Origin of the sequence: Amorphus orientalis, assembly GCF_030814015.1 — a bacterium.
GTDB classification, from domain to species: Bacteria; Pseudomonadota; Alphaproteobacteria; order Rhizobiales; family Amorphaceae; genus Amorphus; species Amorphus orientalis.
Genome location: NZ_JAUSUL010000005.1, coordinates 102,841 through 122,615, shown reverse-complemented (window position 1 = coordinate 122,615; position 19,775 = coordinate 102,841). Strand labels below are relative to the sequence as shown.

General features: G+C 67.3%; 17 protein-coding genes. 12 read left to right on the top strand and 5 right to left on the bottom strand.

All coding sequences use genetic code 11. The annotated features are described in order from the left end of the window. Positions 1 to 7 precede the first annotated feature (7 nt). The 3 genes from pldA to pldH all read left to right on the top strand — a co-directional run bounded on the left by pldA (position 8) and on the right by pldH (position 2,877). Positions 8 to 814, top strand: a complete 807-nt coding sequence (pldA, locus tag J2S73_RS19335; RefSeq protein WP_306887321.1) for a 4-pyridoxolactonase — start codon at positions 8 to 10, stop codon at positions 812 to 814. 111 nt (positions 815 to 925) lie between these two features. Continuing rightward, a complete protein-coding gene (ppaT, locus tag J2S73_RS19330) occupies positions 926 to 2,104 on the top strand; it encodes a pyridoxamine--pyruvate transaminase (protein ID WP_306887320.1) in 1,179 nt (392 codons plus the stop codon). A gap of 26 nt (positions 2,105 to 2,130) precedes the next feature. After that, complete coding sequence (gene pldH / locus J2S73_RS19325; RefSeq protein WP_306887319.1) at positions 2,131 to 2,877, top strand: pyridoxal 4-dehydrogenase, SDR-type; 747 nt, start codon at positions 2,131 to 2,133, stop codon at positions 2,875 to 2,877. Between the two features lie 11 nt (positions 2,878 to 2,888). Here pldH and J2S73_RS19320 read toward each other — a convergent pair whose 3' ends face one another. Genes J2S73_RS19320 through J2S73_RS19300 form a run of 5 tightly spaced genes read right to left on the bottom strand, consistent with a single transcriptional unit; the run spans position 2,889 to position 7,913 of the window. Then, on the bottom strand, positions 2,889 to 3,659 hold the full coding sequence (locus tag J2S73_RS19320; RefSeq protein ID WP_306887318.1) for an ATP-binding cassette domain-containing protein: 771 nt from the start codon (positions 3,657 to 3,659) through the stop codon (positions 2,889 to 2,891). Then, the gene (locus J2S73_RS19315; protein ID WP_306887317.1) at positions 3,656 to 4,450 is read right to left on the bottom strand and encodes an ATP-binding cassette domain-containing protein; all 795 of its coding nucleotides are present in this window, start codon (positions 4,448 to 4,450) and stop codon (positions 3,656 to 3,658) included. The genes J2S73_RS19320 and J2S73_RS19315 overlap by 4 nt, the downstream gene beginning before the upstream one ends. Continuing rightward, entirely contained in the window at positions 4,447 to 5,280 is an 834-nt protein-coding gene (locus J2S73_RS19310) for an ABC transporter permease (protein ID WP_306887316.1), read from the bottom strand. The genes J2S73_RS19315 and J2S73_RS19310 overlap by 4 nt, the downstream gene beginning before the upstream one ends. Beyond that, the gene (locus J2S73_RS19305; protein WP_306887315.1) at positions 5,277 to 6,266 is read right to left on the bottom strand and encodes an ABC transporter permease; all 990 of its coding nucleotides are present in this window, start codon (positions 6,264 to 6,266) and stop codon (positions 5,277 to 5,279) included. The genes J2S73_RS19310 and J2S73_RS19305 overlap by 4 nt, the downstream gene beginning before the upstream one ends. A gap of 45 nt (positions 6,267 to 6,311) precedes the next feature. Further along, the gene (locus J2S73_RS19300; RefSeq protein WP_306887314.1) at positions 6,312 to 7,913 is read right to left on the bottom strand and encodes an ABC transporter substrate-binding protein; all 1,602 of its coding nucleotides are present in this window, start codon (positions 7,911 to 7,913) and stop codon (positions 6,312 to 6,314) included. Between the two features lie 370 nt (positions 7,914 to 8,283). On the opposite strand from J2S73_RS19300, the gene J2S73_RS19295 reads away from it, so the two are divergent. The 9 genes from J2S73_RS19295 (at position 8,284) to J2S73_RS19255 (ending at position 19,652) form a co-directional block, all read left to right on the top strand. After that, positions 8,284 to 9,789, top strand: coding sequence for a metal-dependent hydrolase family protein (locus J2S73_RS19295; RefSeq protein WP_306887313.1), 1,506 nt, complete (start codon positions 8,284 to 8,286; stop codon positions 9,787 to 9,789). 108 nt (positions 9,790 to 9,897) lie between these two features. Further along, positions 9,898 to 11,013: a linear amide C-N hydrolase gene (locus tag J2S73_RS19290; protein WP_306887312.1), complete on the top strand. Its 1,116-nt coding sequence runs from the start codon at positions 9,898 to 9,900 to the stop codon at positions 11,011 to 11,013. 35 nt (positions 11,014 to 11,048) lie between these two features. Next, on the top strand, positions 11,049 to 12,446 hold the full coding sequence (gad, locus tag J2S73_RS19285) for a glutamate decarboxylase (RefSeq protein WP_306887311.1): 1,398 nt from the start codon (positions 11,049 to 11,051) through the stop codon (positions 12,444 to 12,446). 27 nt (positions 12,447 to 12,473) lie between these two features. Beyond that, a complete protein-coding gene (locus J2S73_RS19280; RefSeq protein ID WP_306887310.1) occupies positions 12,474 to 12,794 on the top strand; it encodes a YtcA family lipoprotein in 321 nt (106 codons plus the stop codon). 4 nt (positions 12,795 to 12,798) lie between these two features. Continuing rightward, a complete protein-coding gene (mdtN, locus tag J2S73_RS19275; RefSeq protein ID WP_306887308.1) occupies positions 12,799 to 13,845 on the top strand; it encodes a multidrug transporter subunit MdtN in 1,047 nt (348 codons plus the stop codon). After that, a complete protein-coding gene (locus tag J2S73_RS19270) occupies positions 13,829 to 15,703 on the top strand; it encodes an FUSC family protein (protein ID WP_306887307.1) in 1,875 nt (624 codons plus the stop codon). Before mdtN ends, J2S73_RS19270 begins: the two co-directional genes overlap by 17 nt. After that, complete coding sequence (locus J2S73_RS19265) at positions 15,704 to 17,269, top strand: TolC family protein (protein WP_306887306.1); 1,566 nt, start codon at positions 15,704 to 15,706, stop codon at positions 17,267 to 17,269. A 164-nt stretch (positions 17,270 to 17,433) separates the two neighbouring features. Next, entirely contained in the window at positions 17,434 to 18,444 is a 1,011-nt protein-coding gene (locus J2S73_RS19260) for an FUSC family protein (RefSeq protein WP_306887305.1), read from the top strand. 185 nt (positions 18,445 to 18,629) lie between these two features. Further along, on the top strand, positions 18,630 to 19,652 hold the full coding sequence (locus J2S73_RS19255; protein WP_306887304.1) for an NAD-dependent epimerase: 1,023 nt from the start codon (positions 18,630 to 18,632) through the stop codon (positions 19,650 to 19,652). The last annotated feature ends 123 nt before the right edge of the window (positions 19,653 to 19,775 follow it).

Below are 19,775 nucleotides of genomic sequence, written 5' to 3'. Positions count from 1 at the left end.
GATCCCAATGTCAGACACCAAGGTTTACCTACTCGACGGCGGTTCGCTGGTGCTCGACGGCTTCCACGTCTTCTGGAACAAGGGTCCGGGCGGCGAGATCCGCTTTCCGGTCTATTCGATCCTGGTGGAGCATGCCGAGGGCCGCTTCCTGATCGACACCGGCTACGACTACGACCACGTCATGAAGGTGCTGCCCTTCGAGAAGCCGATCCAGTCGGAGGACCAGACCATCCCCGGCGCCCTGAAGAAGATCGGCCTGGAGCCGAAGGACATCGACGTCGTCTTCAACTCCCATTTCCACTTCGACCACTGCGGCGGCAACAAGCACCTGCCGGACGCCAAGAAGATCTGCCACAAGTCGGAAGTGCCCCAGGCCTGCAATCCGCAGCCCTTCGAGAAGCTCGGCTATTCCGACGTGAGCTTTTCGGCCGAGGCGGCCGAGGCGCGCGGCATGACCGATCAGCTGCTTCCCGGTACCACCGCGCAGAACTCGACCTTCGAGGGCATCGAGGGGGATGTCGAGCTCGCCAAGGGGGTGAAGCTCTATTTCACGCCGGGCCATTCGATCGGCCACTACAGCCTGATGGTGAACTTCGCCAATCGCAGGCCGATCCTGTTCACCATCGACGCCGCCTACACCAGGCAGAGCCTGGAAACCCTGTGCCAGGCGTCGTTCCACATCGATCCGGTGGCCGGCGTGCAGTCGATGCAGCGGGTCAAACAGCTCGCCGCGGATCATGATGCCGAGCTGTTCTACTCCCACGACATGGAGAGCTTCGAGACCTACCGGACCGGGACGCTCTTCTACGAATGAGCCGGGACGGACCGATAGGGGGGCGGCCCGGGGTGTGGCTTCGGCGATCATCGACTTGGGACCCGGCCACCGAGGTTTGAACAGCCTGGCAGACAGGCGATGAGGATATCAATGCGCTATTCCAATGATGCACCGGCCGTCATCACGCTCACTTCCGGGCCCGTCAACGCGTACCCGGAGGTCCTGCTGGGGCTGGCGCGCCCGGTTCTCTACGACTACGACCCGGCCTTCCAGAGCTTCTACGAGAGGGTCGTGGACAAGGCGCAGACGGCGATGCGTCTGACGAACAAGCCGGTGATCCAGCAGGGCGAGCCGGTGCTCGGTCTGGAAGCGGCAGCGGCCTCGCTGATCACGCCGGCGGACACGGTGCTGAACCTCGCCTCCGGCGTCTACGGAAAGGGCTTCGGCTACTGGGCGCTGCGCTACACCTCCAACGTGCTGGAGATCGAGGTCCCGTACAACGAGGCGATCACGCCGGAAGCGGTCGCGGAGATGCTGAAGGCGCATCCGGAGATCTCGGTCGTCTGCGCCTGCCACCACGACACGCCGTCGGGGACGATCAATCCGATCGCCGAGATCGGCGCGCTGGTTGCCGCGCACGGGGCTTACCTGATCGTCGACGCGGTGTCCTCGTTCGGCGGCATGGACGTGCATCCGGAGGCCTGCCACGCCGACATCTTCGTGACCGGTCCGAACAAGTGTCTTGGCGGGGCGCCGGGCCTGACGCTGCTCGGCGTCAGCGAGCGGGCTTGGGAGAAGATGAAGGCGAACCAGGCGGCGCCGCGGGCGTCGATGCTGTCCATTGTCGACTGGGAAAACGCCTGGTCGCGCGACAAGCCGTTCCCGTTCACGCCGTCGGTCGCGGAGATCAACGGCCTCGACGCGGCGCTGGATCTCTATCTGTCGGAAGGGCCGGAAGCGGTCTGGGCGCGCCATGACCTGACGGCGCGGGCGGCCCGGGCCGGGCTCAAGGCGATGGGGCTCTCGCTCTGGGCGGCGAGCGAGGAGATCGCGTCGCCGACCACGACGGCGGTGCGAACGCCCGAAGGCATCGATGAGGGCGCACTCCGCCAGGCCGCGCGCGAGCGCTACGGCGTGGTGTTCTCGGCCGGCCGCGGCGAGACCGCCGGCAAGCTGACCCGGATCGGCCACATGGGCCCGACCGCCCAGCCGATCTACGCGATTGCCGCGCTCACCGCCTATGCCGGCGCCGTCAATGCGCTCGGCGGAGCGGTGAAGACCGGAGAGGGGATCGACGCCGCGATGGCCGTGATTGACGCGGCAGCCTGATATCAAAACCAGAGGGGACAACGAGAATGAGCGACAGATTGGCGGGGAAGACCGCGCTTGTGACCGGCGCGGCACAGGGGATCGGGAAGGCGATTGCGGCCCGGCTGGCGGCCGACGGGGCGAAGGTGATCGTGGCCGACCTGAACGAGGCGGGCGGCAAGGCGGTCGCGGAGGAGATCGGCAAGGGGGCGATCGCGATTTCCTGCGACGTGTCCGATCCGGCCTCGGTCGCGGCGCTTTTCGAGCAGATCGACAAGGAAACCGGCGGGATCGATATCCTGGTGAACAACGCCAGCATCGTACCCTTCGTGGCCTGGGACGACGTCGATCTGGCGCACTGGCAGACCATCATCGGAACGAATCTGACCGGCACGTTTCTGGTGAGCCGTGCGGCGACGGACCAGATGCGGGCCAAGAACAAGCCCGGCCGGGTCATTTCGATCTCGTCGAACACCTTCTTTGCCGGCACGCCGAACATGGCAGCCTATGTGGCGGCGAAGGGCGGCGTGATCGGCCTCACCCGGGCCCTTGCGACCGAGCTCGGCGCCTACGGCATCACGGCCAACGCGGTGACGCCGGGCCTCATCGAGAGCGACGGTGTCAAGAAAAGCCCCCACAACGAGGCGTTCGAGTTCGTTGAAATGCTGCAGGCGGTGAAGGGCAAGGGTCAGCCCGAGCACATCGCCGATGCGGTGGCCTTCCTGGCCTCCGACGATGCCCGCTGGATCACCGGCCAGACCATCAACGTCGACGCCGGCATGGTCCGGCACTGAGCCAAACAGGCTCAGTAGAGCCGCGGCGTCGCGGCGACGAGCGCCTTGCCGGTCTCCGACTGGGGATCGGCAACCACCTGGGTGACGGGGCCGGTTTCCACGATCCGGCCCTTCTCCATGACGGCCACCCGGTGGGAGATCACCCGCACGACGGCCAGGTCGTGGCCGACGAAGATGTAGGCCAGCCCCTCCCGGGCCTGAAGGTCGGCCAGAAGTTCCAGGATGCGGCTGCGCACCGAGACGTCGAGAGCGGACACCGCCTCGTCGAGGACGATCAGGCGCGGGCTGGTCGCGAGCGCCCGGGCGATCGCCACGCGCTGGCGCTGGCCGCCGGAGACCTGATGGATGCGGCGCCGGGCGAAGTCGGCCGGAAGTCCGACACGCTCCAGGAGGTGCGCGACCCGCTCTGCACGCTCCGCCTTTGGCACGATGCGGTGGATGCGGAGCGGATCGGCAAGCGCGCTGCCGATCGTGGCGCGCGGATTGAACGCGGCGAGCGGATCCTGGAACACCATCTGCATCTCGCCGCGCCGGGTGCGCAGCGCGCCGCCTGACAGGGCCAGCCAGTCGTCCCCGTCCAGGGCGATCGAGCCGGTGTCGGGCTCCGTCAGCCGCATCAGAACCTTCGCAAGGGTGGACTTGCCGCTGCCCGACGGCCCGACGAGCCCGAGGGTCTCTCCGCTTCGCAGATCGAAGCTGACGCCTTCGAGCCCGACCACCTGACGCCCGCGCGCGCGATAGGTCTTGCCGAGATCGCGGACCGAGAGGAGCGGAGCCGTCATGGCGCGACGTCCCCGACGAGGCGCGGCGAGGCGAAATCGATGTGGGTCGCAAGCAGGTCGCGCGTATAGGCCTCACGCGGCGAGTGAACGACGTCGGAGGTCGGTCCTATCTCCACCAGCTGCGCCTGGTGGAACACCGCGATGCGGTCGGCGAGGCCGGAAGCCAGCGCGATATCGTGGGTGACGAAGAGAAGCGTCATCGCCTCCTCCCGGACGAGCGTATCGAGGAGGGCGGCGATCTCCGCCTGGACCACGGTGTCGAGTGCGCTGGTCGCCTCGTCGGCGATCAGAAGGGCGGGGCGGGCGGCGATGGCGGCGGCAATGGCGATGCGCTGGCGCTGGCCGCCGGAGAACTGGTGCGGATAGGCATCGAGGGCCGCATCGGGATCGGGGATGCGGACGCGGGTGAGCAGGTCCAATGCGCGCTCGCGCGCCGCGCGGCGTCCCAGCCCGAGATGACGGCGCGCGCCTTCCGCCACCTGTTCGCCGATGCGCAGCACCGGATTGAGGCTGGAACCCGGATCCTGAAAGACGACGCCGATCTCCTTGCCGGCACGCGGGGCGTGATCGAGCCCGGGCCATGCGATGGTTCCGCCGATCTCGGCTTCGCGCGGCAGGAGGCCGGCGAGCGCCAGCGAGAAGGTGCTTTTTCCCGATCCGCTCTCGCCGATGATGGCGAGCTTCTCCCCGGTCCGGAGCGCGATGGCGACGTCGCGCAGGGCGTGGTTGACCTGCCCGCGGTCGCGGAACGCGACGGAGAGGCCGCTGACCTCGACGAGGGGAGGGCTCATCCGCGCCTCCTGCGGTGGGCGAGGCTCTCCACGACGCCTTCGCCGAACAGATAGACGCCGAGGACCACGCAGACGAGGCCGATCCCGGGCACGATCGACAGGTAGGGGGCCGAGCGCAGCATGTTGCGGCCTTCGGCGATCATCGAGCCCCAGGTCACCAGGTTCGGGTCGCCAAGGCCGAGAAAGGAGAGGGCTGCCTCGATCAGCACGGCGCTGGCGACGATGACGGACACGAGCGCCAGGACCGGCGGAAGTGCGTTCGGCAGGATCTCCCGGAACGCGATCTCGGCCGGATGCATGCCGATCACCCGGGCGGCGGCAACGTAGTCGCGCTCACGGATCGAGAGGACCTCCGCGCGGGCAAGCCGGGCCGGACCGGGCCAGGCGCCGAGCGCGATCGCCGACACGATGACGGCAAGCGACGGGCCGGTGACGCTGACGAAGGCCAGCGCCAGCAGAAAGCCCGGCACGATCTGGAACGCGTCCACCACCCGCATCAACGCCTCGTCGACGAGACCGCCGAAGAAGCCCGCCGTGGTGCCAACCAGCGCACCGAAGACGATGGCGACGAAGGCCGCCGCGAGCCCGACGACGAGGGAAGTCTGGGCGCCGTACATCAGCTGGACGAGGACGTCGCGGCCGAGCTGGTCGGTGCCGAGGGGAACGCGCATGTCGGTGAAGGGGGCCGTCAGCGGCCGCGCCACGATGGCCAGCGGATCGCCGGGAAACGCGACCGGGGCGGCGAGTGCCATCACCGCGATCGCGATCAGCAGGACGAGCCCGATCATGCCTTCCGGCGAGCGAAGAAAGCGCCCGAAGAACGCGCTCATGAGGAGGCCTCCGCGCTGCCGACCCGGGGATCGAGCCAGGCATAGGCCATGTCCACCATCAGGTTGACGAGGATGACGAGCACGGCGGAGACGACGATGATGCCCATGAGCAGGGGCGTGTCGCGCGCGGCCACCGCTTCCTGGGCGAGCCGGCCGAAGCCGGGGATGGCGAACACGCTCTCGATGACGACGCTGCCGCCCAGCATGGTCGCGGACTGAAGGCCGAGCACCGTGACCAGCGGCAGGAGCGCATTGCGCGCGACGTGGCGCAGCACGATCCGGTGGCGGGCAAGCCCCTTGGCGCGGGCGGCGAGCACGAAATCCTGCCGCCAGACCTCCGCCATCCCGGCCCGCATCATGCGCAGGAAGAGCGCCAGATAGAGCACGCCCAGCGCTGTCACCGGGAGGACGAGATGCCAGGCGACGTCGAGCGCCCGGTCGATCCCGGTCTTGCCCGATGCGATCGTCTCGATGCCGGAGGTCGGGAACCAGCGCAGCTGGACCGCGAACACCAGGCTCAGCACCAGTCCGAGCCAGAAGCTCGGCACCGCGTAAAGCGCCAGCGAACCGGCGGAGAGCATCCGGTCGACCACGCTGCCGGGGCGGGCGCCGGCGACGATGCCGAGCGCGGAGCCAAGCGTGAAGGCAAGCGCGGTCGCGCTGCCCATCAGCCACAGCGTGTTGGGCAGCCGTTCCAGGATGATGTCCAGGATCGGCCGGTTGAAGGCGACGGAATAACCGAGATCGAGCTGGACGAGCGAGGCGAGATAAAGGCCGAGCCGGGCGAGGGTCGACTGGTCGAGGCCGTAGCTTTCCCGAAGCGAGGCGGCGAGCCCGGCATCGCCGCCACCGAGCGAGACGAGATAGGCGTCGACCGCGTCCCCGGAGGCGAGTTCCATCATCAGAAATGTTCCGACGACAACGATGAGCAGCACGGGAATGCTGCTCACCGCGCGTCGCCGGATCAGGCGGAGCGTGCGTTGCATGCTTGGCCGGGCGTCCGGATCATCTGCTGCTGCGCGTTTATGCGCCTACTGCTTCAGCCCGGTGTCGGCCCAGTTGGAGACGACCCAGCGCGGATTGTTCGCCATGTTCACGACGTCGGTGCTGGCAACCGAAGTGAACCGCCAGTTGGCCACGTTGATCAGCGGAAGATCTTCCACGACGAGCACCTGGAACTGATCGTAGAGCTTGGTCCGCTTCTCCGTGTCGACGGTCTCCAGCGCCTCGTCGATGAGCGCGTCGATCTTGTCGTTGGCGTAGCCGCCCTGGTTGGAGAAGAATACGCCGTCCGGGATGCCCGACTTGACCAGATTGGTGGTGGAGATCGCCGGATCGCCGCGGAACACCGCCGCGCCGATCGCAAGGTCGAAGTCGTGTTCCTTGTAGACGGCGTTCAGGTGGGCCGGGGTGTCGTTGTTGACCAGCTCGGCATCGATGCCGATGGCGGCGAGCGCCTGACGGAGATACTGGCCGAAAGCGCGGGTTTCGGAGAAGAAGGGCGCCGGCAGGAGCCGGACCGAGAACCGGGTGCCATCGTCCTTCTTCGGATAGCCCGCCTCGTCCAGCAGCGCATTGGCTTTGTCGACGTCGAAATCATAGCTCGGCGTGTCGGGATTGTAGAATTCCTTCGCACTCTCGGGGACCGGTCCGGTCGCGGCGGTCGCGTAGCCGAGGAACACCGTGTCGACCACGAACGCCTTGTCGATGGCGTGGGCGATCGCCTGGCGGACCTTCAGGTCGGCGAGCGTCTCGTTGCGGTGGTTGATCTCGACGATGAGCTGGTAGGTCAGGTCCTCGTAGCCCTTGGTCACGACCTCCAGTCCCGGCACGCTCTCCATCCTGGACAGCTCGACAAGCGGCACCTGCGAGAAGGCCGCGAGCTGGATCTCGCCGGCCTCGAGCGCGGAGGCGGCACCGGCCCGGTCGGGCAGCACACGGAAGATGATCTCGTCGAGCTTGGGCTCGCCTTCGCCCCAGTAGCTCTCGTTCTTCGCCAGCCGGTAATACTCGCCCGGCCGGTGCTCCTCGAAGGTGAACGGACCGGTTCCGATCGGATGGGTGTTGGCCGGATTTTCGGCGATTTCGGTCTCTTCGTAGACGTGCTTCGGCAGGACGGCGGTGACGACCGGGAGCGCGTTGCGCATCAGCTGGATCGGCATCGGCTTCGAGAAATGGAAGACCGCCGTGCTCTCATCCGGCGTTTCCACCCGCTCCAGATTGGCCAATACCGACCGGCCGATGTTCTGAAGCGGCTTCCAGACTTCCATCGCCGAGAAGGCGACGTCGGCCGACGTGAACGGCTTTCCATCGTGCCAGGTCACCCCTTCACGCAGCTTGAAAGTGACGGTGGAGCCGTCCGCGGAGCCCTCCCAGCTGGTGGCCAGACGCGGAGACAGGCCGTCGAACGAGGCTTCGGCCAGCGGCTCCACAACCTTGCTGGAGATGTAGAAGACGCTGTTGGACGCCACGATCGCCGGGTTCAGGTTACGGGGCTCCGAATCCGCCGCCACGACAAGGCGGCCGCCAGTGGGCGCTTCGTCGGCGAAGGCCACCCGCGGCAGAAGGCTCGCAGCGGCAAGGGATGTCGTCAGCATCAGCATGCCACGGCGCGAAATGGTCGAAAGCGACATCAATGGCTCCTCTTGAAGGCGCGGGCTTGCGTCGTTGCTTTGTCTGATCTCCGACGAAGCCGGTACAAACAAAGGTTGTCGATGCACTCGTCCTGTTAACAACCCGGTAAATACTGATTTGATGCTACGCCTTTCCGGTCCGGTTCGCACGCATCGAATCCAGTCAGACCTTGCCGGCCGTTTGGGCTGAGGCGCACTGTGCGAAGCAGTCCCATGAGCGGCAATGGCGCCCTCCCCATGGCCGGGCGGAGGAAGGGGCTGCAGGCGGTCTGCGGATTGACGCCCCATGGTCCATCTTTATGGTCCGGGCTTGCCTGCTGTTCGAAGCGGCTGCGCCGGGTGGGGTTGCGAGTTGACGGTTGGGGGACGCATGAAAGTGTACTCGGAGCGGCTTGATCTGCACGCAAGCGACTGCCCGGCCGATCATGGGTCGGTCGGTCCCGGCAGCGCCGCTTGTCGGGCCTGCGGGTGCGGCGGCCCGGCGGCTCTCGCGGTCGGCGACAAGGTGATGGCGGACATCTCGCGCCGCGCCCTTCTTGTCGGAGCCGCCGCCGCCATCGTCTCCCCCTATCTGGACCTTCACGCGACATCCGCTTTCGCCGCCGAGCCGAAGAGGTCCGATCGGCCGCTGCTCCTGACCAATCTCCGCCTGTTCGACGGTCGCGGCGGCCTGCGCGAGAACGTCTCTATTCTGGTCGAGGGTAACCGGATCGCGGGTCTTCCCGGCGCGGACGAACGCGTCGAGGGCGCCGAAGTGATCGATTGCGGCGGCCGTCTCGCCATGCCCGGCCTGATCGACGCCCATTGGCACACCATGTTGTGCGGCATCACCGAACTCGCGGCGATGACGTCCGATGTCGGCTATCTCTACCTGGTCGCGGGTCAGGAGGCGGAGCGGACCCTGATGCGCGGGTTCACGTCGGTGCGGGACGCCGGCGGACCGTCCTTCGCGCTGAAACAGGCGATCGACCAGGGCATCGTTCAGGGGCCGAGGATCTATCCCTCCGGCGCGATGATCTCCCAGACCTCCGGCCATGGCGACTTCCGCATGCGCCACGAGGTTCCGGCCGGCCTCGACGATATCAGCTACGGCGAGCGGGTGGGTCTGGCGGCCATCGCGGACGGCCGGGCCCAGGTGCTCAAGCGGGTGCGCGAGCAGCTGATGCTTGGCGCCTCCCAGATCAAGCTGATGGCTGGCGGCGGCGTGACCTCGTCCTACGATCCGATCGACACCCTGCAGTACACCGAGGAGGAACTGCGCGCGGGCGTGGAGGCCGCGGAGGACTGGAACACCTACGTCATGGTCCACGTCTATACGCCGCGCGGCATCAAGCGGGCGCTGAGGGCGGGGGTCCGGTCGATCGAGCACGGTCAGCTGGCGGACGAGGAGGCGGTGCGCATGATGGCCGATGAAGGCGCCTGGTGGAGCCTTCAGCCGTTCCTCGCGGACGTGGACGCGAATATCAAGACCGGCCCGGACGCCAAGGCCAAGCAGGAGGAAGTGGCCCGCGGAACGGTGCGCGCCTATGAAATGGCCAAGCAGTTCGATGTGAACACGGCCTGGGGCACCGACATCCTGTTCAGCCCTCAGAATTTGCCGACCCAGGGCCGCCAGCTCGCCAAGCTGACGCCGCGCTTCTATGAGCCGCTCGAACTGCTCGCCACTGCGACAGGCCGCAACGGTGAGCTTCTGGGGCTTTCCGGGCCGCGCAATCCCTATGACGGCAAGCTCGGCGTGATCGAGCCGGGCGCGCTCGCCGACATTCTGGTCGCCGACGGTGACCCGACCGAGAGCCTCGATTTCCTGTCCGATCCGGACGCCAACCTGCGCATCATCATGAAGGACGGCCGGATCTACAAGGACACCCGGTCGTAACCATTGGTCCGGGCGACTTTCATCGCCTGCGCGGGCCATGTCAGACTTCGCGGGATGGACGCCCGCTTCACCCGATTCACCTTCGACGGTTCCTGCGAGTGAGACGCCATGTGCACCTCCCTTCTCTATTCCGATCAGGCCGGCCGTTTTTATTTCGGCCGGACGCTCGAACTGACCGTTGATCTGCCGTATCAGCTCGTCTTCTTCCCCCGGGGGCAGGAATTTTCCTCGGAGATGACTGGTCATCCGGCTGTTTCGTTCGCGGGAAAATATGCCGTGCTGGCCATCGCCATGCCCGGGCGCGTTCCCACCGCCGAGGCGCCGGTCGGACTGACCGACATGAAGGTCCTGGAGGGGATGAACGAGAAGGGGCTGACCTTCAGCGTGCTGTCGTATCCCGCCGCCGGCGGCGGCCAGAAGCCGGTCGACATGACGCGCGCCGTGCTCTCCGCCTCCGATCTTGGAAGCTGGGCGCTCGCGGGCTTTTCCACCGTCGCCGAGGTCAAGGCCGCGCTGTCGGACCAGCCGGTGATGCTGGAGGCGCTGGCGATCCTGGGCGGCGTGGAGTCGCCGTTCCACTACGTGGTTCACGACAGCGAAGGCGCGTCCGTCGTCATCGAGTTCCACAAGGGCGAGATGATCCTCTACGACAACCCGGTCGGCGTGATGACCAACGGTCCCCGCTTCGACTGGCACCTGACCAATCTGGACAATTACACGCACCTGACCAACGTGGACCGTTCCTCGGCCACGTTCGGGTCCTACACGGCCATCCAGCCGGATTCCGGTATCGCGACGGCGGCACTGCCGTCTTCCAACACCTCCGTCGGGCGGTTCGTGCGGGCGGCTTTCTACGCCCATTTCACGGAGAAGGCGGCGACCCCGGACCTCGCCGTGCAGACGCTCGCCCACATCATGAACAACTTCGACCGGCCGCGCGGCGCCACCATCGACTATCCGGAGGAGGGCGGCGGCCATCTGGAGGTTGCCGGTCTCGATCAGGGCACGGGCGAAGCCTACGCGACGGAGTTCACCGCCTGGACCAGCCTGACCGATCTCGCCCGCAAGAGCTTCTATGTCCGTGACTACCGCAGTCTGAATTATGTCCGGTTCGATCTGGCCGATGTCGTGGAGGCCAAACAGCCGAAGGTCTTCCCGCTTCAGACGATCGCCGACGCGAATCCGGCGCCGGGCGGGTTCCTCGCCGACCCGCACACCGCCTGATCCCATCAACGAGACAGAAGCGAAACGAGGCGGCCATGGCCAAGGATCACAGCGCATTCCCGAACGAGGACAGCTACGACGAGACCTACGGGTCGGGCGACCTGAGCACCATCCTGCCGAAGTCGGACTTTCCGGATGCCGAGCGCGATCCGCGCCGGATCTATGCGGCGGTTCGCGACGAACTGATGCTCGACGGCAATTCCCGCCAGAACCTCGCCACGTTCTGTCAGACCTGGGAGGAGCCGGAGATCCATCAGCTGATGGACGACTGCATCGACAAGAACATGGTCGACAAGGACGAGTATCCGCAGACCGCCGAGATCGAGGCGCGCTGTGTCCGGATGCTCGCCGATCTGTGGAACGCGCCCGACCCGGGCAACGGGGTCGGCTGCTCCACGACCGGCTCCAGCGAGGCGGCCATGCTGGGCGGTCTCGCCATGAAGCGGCGCTGGGAAGCGCGCCGGCGCGCCGAGGGCAAGCCGATCGACAAGCCGAACCTGATCACCGGACCGGTTCAGATCTGCTGGCACAAGTTCACCCGGTACTGGGACATCGAGCATCGGGAAATCCCGATGGAGGACGGCCGCCTCTTGATGACCCCGGAGGAGGTGCTCGCCCGCTGCGACGAGAACACCATCGGCGTCGTGCCGACGCTGGGCGTGACCTTCACCGGGGAGTACGAACCGGTGAAAGCCGTGAGCGACGCGCTCGACGATCTTCAGGCGCGCACCGGCCTCGACGTCCCGATCCATGTCGACGGCGCCAGCGGCGGGTTTCTGGCGCCGTTCTGCGCGCCGGACCTGGAGTGGGACTTCCGCCTGCCGCGGGTCCGCTCCATCAACACCTCCGGTCACAAGTTCGGTCTCGCGCCCCTTGGCGTGGGCTGGGTGCTGTGGCGCGAGGAGCAGGACCTGCCCGAGGAGATGGTGTTCTGGGTCAACTATCTGGGCGGCAACATGCGCGACATCGCGCTGAACTTCTCCCGACCCGGCGGCCAGATCGTCTGCCAATATTATAACTTCCTGCGGCTCGGCCGGAACGGCTATCGCAAGATCCACGGCGCCTGCTATCGCAGCGCCGCCTTCCTCGCCGACGAGATCGGGAAGATGGGGCCGTTCGAGATCGTCTATGACGGCAATCCGGAGGGGGGCATCCCGGCCGTGTCCTGGAAGATGAAGGACGGCGCGGAGCCGGGGTTCTCCCTGTTCGATCTCGCCGACCGGCTGCGCGTACGCGGCTGGCAGGTCCCGGCCTACACCCTGCCGGCGAACTGCGAGCACCAGGCCATCCAGCGCATCCTGGTGCGCAACGGGGTCAGCTTCGATCTGTGCTCGCTGCTGGTCGACCACATGAAGGACGCGCTTGCGCACTTCGAGGCGCATCCGATCCAGGAGCCTCTGTCCAAGCACGAGGCGTCGGGCTTTCATCATTGAGATGAAGCGGACACGGGACGGATGCAGGTGGATTTGAGGCCTGTCATAGGGCGATGGAGACGTTGCCGGCACAGCAGGCCGCTGCGCAGGGCGACCGGCGTCGCCGGCATCGGGCTCCCGCTCGCCGGCTGCGCGCCGTCGTCCGGCGCACCGGCGATCCCCTTTCTCGGGGCCTTTTTCCCGTCCTGGCTCCTGTCGGCACTGGCCGGCGTGGTGATCGCGATCGCGGTGCGGGTCGTCTTCATTCGGATCGGTCTCGACGACGCGCTTCCGGCGCGGCTCGTGGTCTATCTGGCGGTGGCCGTCATCGCCGGGTTGTTCGTCTCAGACCTCGTGTTCGGACGGTGAGGGGATGAGCGAGGATCGGGTCCATGCGGCCAAGGTCGGTGGCGGAATCGTCGGCGCGGTTCTGGTGGTGGGGGCGGCAATCCTGGCCTGGAACCATCTCCATACGGCGCGGCTGAATCCGCTGTCGCAGGAGGCGGTGCTGACCGCTGACGTGGTCCATATCGCTGCCACCGTCTCCGGCCGTATCGTGGAAATGCCGGTCCGGGACAACGCGGCCGTGAAGAAGGGGGACGTCCTGTTCCGGGTCGATCCGGCCCCCTACCAGCTGGCCGTCGACCAGGCGGCCGGCGATCTGGCGATCGCCGAGGCGGCGCTGGCCGACCGCCGACGGGAGATCGAGGCGGAAAAGCGCAATGCCGAGATCGCCACCGGCCAGGTGGACCGGGCGGAGGAGAACCTCGCCTACGCGACCGCCACGCTGGACCGGCTCCTGCCGCTCCGCCCGAAGGGCTATGTCAGCGCCCAGGAAGTCGACACCGCGGCGACGGCGAAGCGCGATGCGGAGATCAGCCTGCGCGAGGCCCAGCGTCAGGCGGAGGCGGCCGATGCGCTGATCGGGACTCCGGCCGCCGCTCAGGCGCTGGTTCAGGCGCGCGAAGCCGCGCTTTCCATTGCCGAGCACGAGCTGGATGCGACCGTTGTGCGGGCGCCTCACGATGGCCGGGTCGTCGGCCTGCAGGTCGGGACCGGCGAGTTCGTCCTGCCGGGCGAGACGGTGTTCACCCTTATCGATACGTCCCGCTGGTACGCCAGCGCCAATTTCGTGGAGACCGAGCTCGGTCGGATCAGCGTCGGCAGCTGTGCGACGGTTTATGCGCTGTCCGACCGTCGCACCGCGATCCGGGGGCGGGTGGAAAGCACCGGATGGGGCGTGACCTCCGAACAGATGGTCAATCTGCCGAGCGGATTGCCGCTGGTGCCACGGTCGCTGGACTGGGTGCGCGTCGCGCAGCGTTTTCCCGTACGCATCCTTCTGGAGGACCCTCCCGCAGACCTGATGCGGATGGGCGGATCGGCTACGGCGACGGTGCACGATGGCACCGATTGCTGAAGCGACCTGGTCCGACATCTTCGCCCGCGCCTGGCGCGATCTCCAGCCGTTTCCCGGCCGGTTCGGCCTGACCTGGCGGATCGCGCTTCTGTGCGCCCTCGTGACGGCGACGGCCATGCTCTACAAGATCCCGGAGGCGGCGATCAGCTGCTATCTGGTGATCTTCCTGATGCGGCCCGATGCCAGCGAGACGATCGGGCAGGCGGTCGGACTGATCGGTCTGGCGACCGTGATCGTCGTTCTGATGGCGCCCCTGATGACGGCGACCATGGATTCCGCCTTCCTGCGCATTCTGGTGATGGCGGCGGTCTCCTTCGCGACGCTCTATCTGGCGTCGGCCAGTTCGCTGGGTGAGACGGCCGCGATCGTCGGGCTTGTCGTCGCCTTCATCATGACCCTCTCCACCGATGTTCCAGCCGGCATCGTTGCCTCCGAAGGGCTGAAATATGCCTGGGAGATGGCGGTAATGCCGATGGTGCTGATGATCGGGTTTTTGCTGGCGCTCGGACGCGGGCCGCACAGCCTGGCCGCCGAGCGGATTGCCGACCGGCTGGATGCGGCGGCGTTGCTGCTGGACGATCCGTCCAACGACGGTGCGCTCAACACGTGCCTGATCGAGGGCAACGACGATCTGGCCAAGAAGGTGCAGACGGCGCGGATGCTCCATCTGGCACCGAGTGCGCGAACGATGTGGCTGGCCGGTGCCGTGCCGACCAGTTTCCGGCTGATGACGGCGGTGGCTGCGATGCCGGCTGATGACCCGATGGCGCGCAGGCGGGTTGCCGCGACCCTCAGGGCGATGGCCGGACGCGTCCGGGCCGGGCGGTCCCCGTCTGTTCCGGATCGTGGGGAGTCACCGGGGTCGACTGCCGAAGCGGAGGCGTGGCGGGCGCTTGCGGATCTGGCCATAGCGGATGGCGGCGCGCATCCGACCGTGAAAAAGCCGCCCTTTCTGGCCGCCGATGCCTTTACCAACCCGGACCATCAGCGCTACGCCCTGAAGACGACGGCGGCGGCGGTGCTCTGCTACCTCATCTACACGGGGATCGGCTGGGACGGGATCCATACGGCCATGGTGACCTGCTACGTCGCCGCTCTCGGAACGACGGGGGAAACGGTGCACAAGCTGGCGCTGCGGATCATCGGGTGCCTGATCGGCGCGGCCATGGGGGTCGCTGCGATGATCCTCGTGATCCCGCAGCTGTCCTCGGTCGGCGGGCTGATGGCGCTTGTGTTCGCAGGCGTCCTCGTCGCCGGCTGGGTCGCGGCAGGCAGCGAGCGGATCGCCTATGCCGGCGTGCAGATCGGCCTGGCCTTCCTGCTTACGATCCTGAACGGATTCGGCCCCAGCACCGATCTCAGCAATGCCGGCGACCGCATCGCCGGGATCCTTCTCGGCAACGCGATCATCTATGTGATCTTCACCGGGATCTGGCCGCGCAGCGCTATCGCCGAAGTGCGCGAGCGCCTGGGGTCCGCGCTGCGGTCGCTGGCGCGGGCGGCTTCGGTGCCCGCGTCGTCGCGTGACGGTCGGGTCGACGACCTTGCCGCTGCGGCGGTCGACCTCGGCAAGGCGCGCGAGGGGCTTTTTCTGCTTCCGTTCGAGCCGGGGGGCCAGCGGGCCGGGCCCGCCGAGGTGCGGCGGCTCGGTGCGCTGGTGGCCGCCGCCGGCGAGCTCGGGCCGCAGATCGGTGTCTCGGCCGAGGATCTGGGCCAGCTGTCGGCGCGGTTGGAAGCTGCGGCGGAGCGCTTCGAGAAACCCGGAGGATCGACCGCCGCACGGGACGTTCCGCCGGTGTCCGGAAGCGGGGCACTTACCGCCGGTCTCGGGCGGATCGAGACCCTGGTCGCCCGTTGAATGGCAGTGAACCGGAGCCCCACAAGCCGGTCGAGCGCAAGGCGCCGGGTCATCCTCCTTCTCGGTGTGGCCCTGGCGCTCGGCGGGTGTGCCGACAACGCGCTGAAGCTCGCGCCGAAATCGCCCTCCGAACCCTGGACGCCCGCATCCGACAACCGCTCGGCGCTTCTGCCGGAAGGGCAGGGGGCTGACACCGCCGGATCGGCCGAAAGCGACTTCCGTCCGCCCTCCGATCCCGCCGCCGCCGTGCTGGAGCCGCCGCCCCAGCTGGTTGCGGGCAGGACCTACGACCTGCCGGAGCTGATCGATATCGCCGCGCGCAACAACCCGCGCACCCGCATTGCCTGGGAAGAGGCGCGCCAGGCGGCGCTGGCGGTCGGCATGACCGAGGCGACCTTCCTGCCGACGCTGACGGCGACCGTGATCGGCGGCGCACAGCAGGTCCGGACCCCGCTTCCCGACAACATCACGGGCATCGATTCCTTCACCACGACCGTGGACGGGGTCGTGCCGGCGCTTCTGGTGGAATGGCTCGTCTTCGATTTCGGCCAGCGCCGGGCGAACGCCGAGGCCGCACGGCACAATTCGTTCGCGGCGAACGTGTCCTTCACCGGCGCCCATCAGCAGGTGATCTATGAGGTGGCGGTGGCCTACTACCGCTACGGCGCCACCATCGCCCAGGAGCGCGCCGCCCATCAGGCGCTCCGCAACAGCCGGCTGATCCAGAATGCGGCCGACAGCCGCAACGACCGGGGGCTGGGCACCAGCGTGGAGGTGGCCCAGGCGCGCCAGCAGGTGGCCCAGTCGAAACTGCGGCTCGTCGAGGCTCAGGGCGCGCGCCGGGACGCCTATCAGGGCCTTCTTGCGGCCATGGGCGTCTCGCCGATGACCGAGATCAAGGTCGGCGACGTGGCCGGTCGCACTCTCCCCCGCTCGGTGGGGCAGCCGACCGAGCAGATGATCAAGGCGGCCCTGGCGCAGCGGCCCGACGTCCTTGCCGCCTACTCGCGCCTGCAGGCGTCCGAGGCCGGCATCCGGGCGGCGGAAGCGGAGTTCAGGCCGAAGGTCTATCTGAGCGGCATCGCCGCCCAGGATCAGGCGGACTTTTCCGTCGGCGGCCTGCCGGGCGTCGGGCAGCAATCGACGTCCGCGGGTGTCCTGGTCGGCATGGCGATCCCGATCTATTCCGGCGGACTGCGCAGGGCCCAGCTGGAGGAGGCGAAATCGCTCTCCCAGTCGGCGAAGGAGGTGTTCACCCAGACCCAGGATGCGGCCGCTCGCGAGATCGTCATCGCCAGCGACACGTTGCGCACGGCGCTGGAGGCCCATGCCGCCGCGCGCGAACTGACGGCGGCCGCCGACGTCACCTACGACGCCGCGCTGGAATCCTATCGAAGCGGCGTGGGTACGATCACGGACGCGACAGCTGCCGATACCGGCCTGCTCGATGCCCGCCAGGCCCAGGCAGACGCCCATGCCGCCGCCCTGGTCGCGGCCTCGACGCTTGCGTTCTCGCTGGGGAAGATGACGTCGCAGGACGCGCCCGCCCGCGCCGCTGGGCGGTAGAGGACGTTAGGGTTCGCAATGGCGGTGGAAAAAGCCAAAGGATCGCGCTCCCGGCCCAGTTCGCATCCATCGCGGCCCGGCCGGATTTCGGTCTCGGCCGGGACATCGTCGGGGGTCCAGGACGCGCTGCTGGTCGAGGGCCGTTTGCCGCGGCGGAGGGGCCGATGATGGAGGCCTCATCGATCGGGCTGACGCGCGGAAAGGTGCTCACGGCGCTGACATTGTCGATCGGCGTCATTGCCCCATGGCTCGCCGGCCTTGCCACGGGACACGCCATGCACGGCGCCGTGGCCGCTTTCGGCGCCTATCTCCTGATCGTGTCGTTTCCGCGCCTTCCCGCTTCCGGTCGCTGGAAAGTGCTGACGGCCTCCTCGCTCATCATCAGCCTCTTCGCCACGGTGGGCGGATACGTGGTGCTCGGCTCTCTCGCCTTTTTCGTCCTGGCGCTGGCAGCCGCGATGGCACAGGGCATCGGCGAACTGGCGGGGGGCTACCTTCGTCTGCCGGTCGCGCTTGGCGCGCTGGCCTACTTTCTGTCCGTCGGCCAGGTGCCGGCCGGCGAACAGCTGGTCTACGGGCTCTTTTTCTTTTTCGGAGCGCTTTGGGGGGCCGGACTAGTCTATGCGTGCATTCCCGGCGTGACCGACGAGGCAAAACGGTCCGCGGAGCCTTTGCTCAAGGAATCCGGACGGCGCCGCTTTCTGGGGAGTATGGCGCTGGTCTCCCTGCTCGGGGGCTTTGCGGCGTCCTTCAGCCCGGGGTCGCATCCGTGCTGGCTGACCGCGGCGGGCCTCAGAGTGATGAAGCCGACCCGCCGGGAAACGATCTATCGCATGAAGACGCGCGGGCTGGGGACCGTTCTCGGCGCGGCGACGGGCGGTCTGCTTCTCGGGTTGTCCCCGATGCCCCTGCTTCATGCATCGCTTGTCGGGCTCCTCGTCTTCTGCATGCTGCTGATAGGAGCGAAGCGCTACGGGGTTTGGACCTTCTGTCTGACCGCCGTCGCGCTGGCGTTCGACCTTTCGCCGGAAGCGGGCGCGCTCGTGCTTGGAACAAATCGGGTTCTCATGACCATCGTCGGGATCGGTATCGCCGTGCTGGCATTGCCGCTGCTTTCGCGGGGGGCGAAGGCTGAGAATACCCGGCCGCAGTCGTCAACTGCGCCGCCGGGCTGAAGACCGCGCCCACGGGCTGTCGTCGTTCCTGAAGATCGGAGCGGAACAGAACTGTTTCCGTAAGGGTGTGAAACGCTCTATGCAGGCGACCGCTGGTGGAGACCCGAAGGGGTGGGGCCTCCGCCCGCGGCCGCCCGTGGCGTGCCCTGCGCCACCGCATCCTCCAGCGTAGTCAGAAGGGTTCGATGAAGGTTCTCGTCACAGGCACCGCCGGCTTCATTGGCTTCCACACCGCGAAACGACTGCTGGAGCGCGGCGATACCGTTGTCGGCTTCGACTCCGTCAACGACTATTACGATCCCGAGATCAAGGAAGCGCGCCTCGGCGTGCTGGATGACGTCGCGCGCCGCACCAACGCCGGCTACAGCTTCGTGCGGGCGAACCTGGCCGACCGGGCGGCCGTGGAGGCCTGTTTCGAGGAACATGCGTTCGACCGGGTGATCCATCTCGCCGCCCAGGCCGGCATCCGCTACAGCCTGATCAATCCCCATGCCTACGTGGAATCGAACCTGGTCGGCTTCGCCAACATGATCGAGGCGTGCCGGCATGCGTCCGTGCCGCACCTGACCTATGCCTCCACGTCCAGCGTCTACGGGGCCAACACCACGATGCCGTTCTCCGAGCATCACGGCGTGGACCATCCGCTGCAGTTCTATGCAGTGACCAAGCGGTCGAACGAGCTGACCGCCCACGCCTACAGCCACCTCTACCGCCTGCCGACCACGGGCCTGCGCTTCTTCACCGTCTACGGGCCGTGGGGGCGCCCGGACATGGCGCTCTTCAAGTTCACCCGCAACATCATCGCCGGCGAACCGATCGAGGTGTTCAACGAAGGCAACCACACCCGCGACTTCACCTATATCGAAGACATCGTGGAAGGGGTGATCCGTGCGAGCGACCAGATCGCCGAGCCGGACCCGGAGTGGGACGCGGCCGATCCGGACCCGCGCACCTCGAATGCGCCGTACCGCCTGTTCAATATCGGCAACAACAGCCCGATGAACCTGTCCGCCTATATCGAGGCGCTCGAGAAGGCCCTGGGCAAGACCGCGATCAAGGAGCTTCTGCCGCTCCAGCCTGGCGACCTGCTCGATACCTATGCGGATGTGTCGGAGCTGGAAGCGGCCGTCGGCTATCGTCCGACCACGACGGTGGAGGAGGGGATCGGCCGCTTCGTCGCCTGGTACCGATCCTATTACGGGGTTTGATCGGGACGAGCGCGGCCCGGGTAGGGGGATTCCTTCCAAGAAGGCGATTTGTGTGGAGGCCGGGTGGGCGAAGAAAGCGCTCAGACCGCGGATGCTTGCGCGAAATCCGGCGCGCGCTTTCGC

Coding starts and splice junctions, on each gene's coding strand:
- J2S73_RS19295 (WP_306887313.1), top strand. CDS start 8,284: ATGAAAGTGTACTCGGAGCGGCTTGATCTGCACGCAAGCGACTGCCCG.
- J2S73_RS19310 (WP_306887316.1), bottom strand. CDS start 5,280: ATGAGCGCGTTCTTCGGGCGCTTTCTTCGCTCGCCGGAAGGCATGATC.
- J2S73_RS19265 (WP_306887306.1), top strand. CDS start 15,704: ATGGCAGTGAACCGGAGCCCCACAAGCCGGTCGAGCGCAAGGCGCCGG.
- J2S73_RS19270 (WP_306887307.1), top strand. CDS start 13,829: ATGGCACCGATTGCTGAAGCGACCTGGTCCGACATCTTCGCCCGCGCC.
- J2S73_RS19260 (WP_306887305.1), top strand. CDS start 17,434: ATGATGGAGGCCTCATCGATCGGGCTGACGCGCGGAAAGGTGCTCACG.
- gad (WP_306887311.1), top strand. CDS start 11,049: ATGGCCAAGGATCACAGCGCATTCCCGAACGAGGACAGCTACGACGAG.
- ppaT (WP_306887320.1), top strand. CDS start 926: ATGCGCTATTCCAATGATGCACCGGCCGTCATCACGCTCACTTCCGGG.
- J2S73_RS19320 (WP_306887318.1), bottom strand. CDS start 3,659: ATGACGGCTCCGCTCCTCTCGGTCCGCGATCTCGGCAAGACCTATCGC.
- mdtN (WP_306887308.1), top strand. CDS start 12,799: ATGAGCGAGGATCGGGTCCATGCGGCCAAGGTCGGTGGCGGAATCGTC.
- J2S73_RS19315 (WP_306887317.1), bottom strand. CDS start 4,450: ATGAGCCCTCCCCTCGTCGAGGTCAGCGGCCTCTCCGTCGCGTTCCGC.
- J2S73_RS19255 (WP_306887304.1), top strand. CDS start 18,630: ATGAAGGTTCTCGTCACAGGCACCGCCGGCTTCATTGGCTTCCACACC.
- J2S73_RS19305 (WP_306887315.1), bottom strand. CDS start 6,266: ATGCAACGCACGCTCCGCCTGATCCGGCGACGCGCGGTGAGCAGCATT.
- J2S73_RS19290 (WP_306887312.1), top strand. CDS start 9,898: ATGTGCACCTCCCTTCTCTATTCCGATCAGGCCGGCCGTTTTTATTTC.
- pldA (WP_306887321.1), top strand. CDS start 8: ATGTCAGACACCAAGGTTTACCTACTCGACGGCGGTTCGCTGGTGCTC.
- pldH (WP_306887319.1), top strand. CDS start 2,131: ATGAGCGACAGATTGGCGGGGAAGACCGCGCTTGTGACCGGCGCGGCA.
- J2S73_RS19300 (WP_306887314.1), bottom strand. CDS start 7,913: ATGTCGCTTTCGACCATTTCGCGCCGTGGCATGCTGATGCTGACGACA.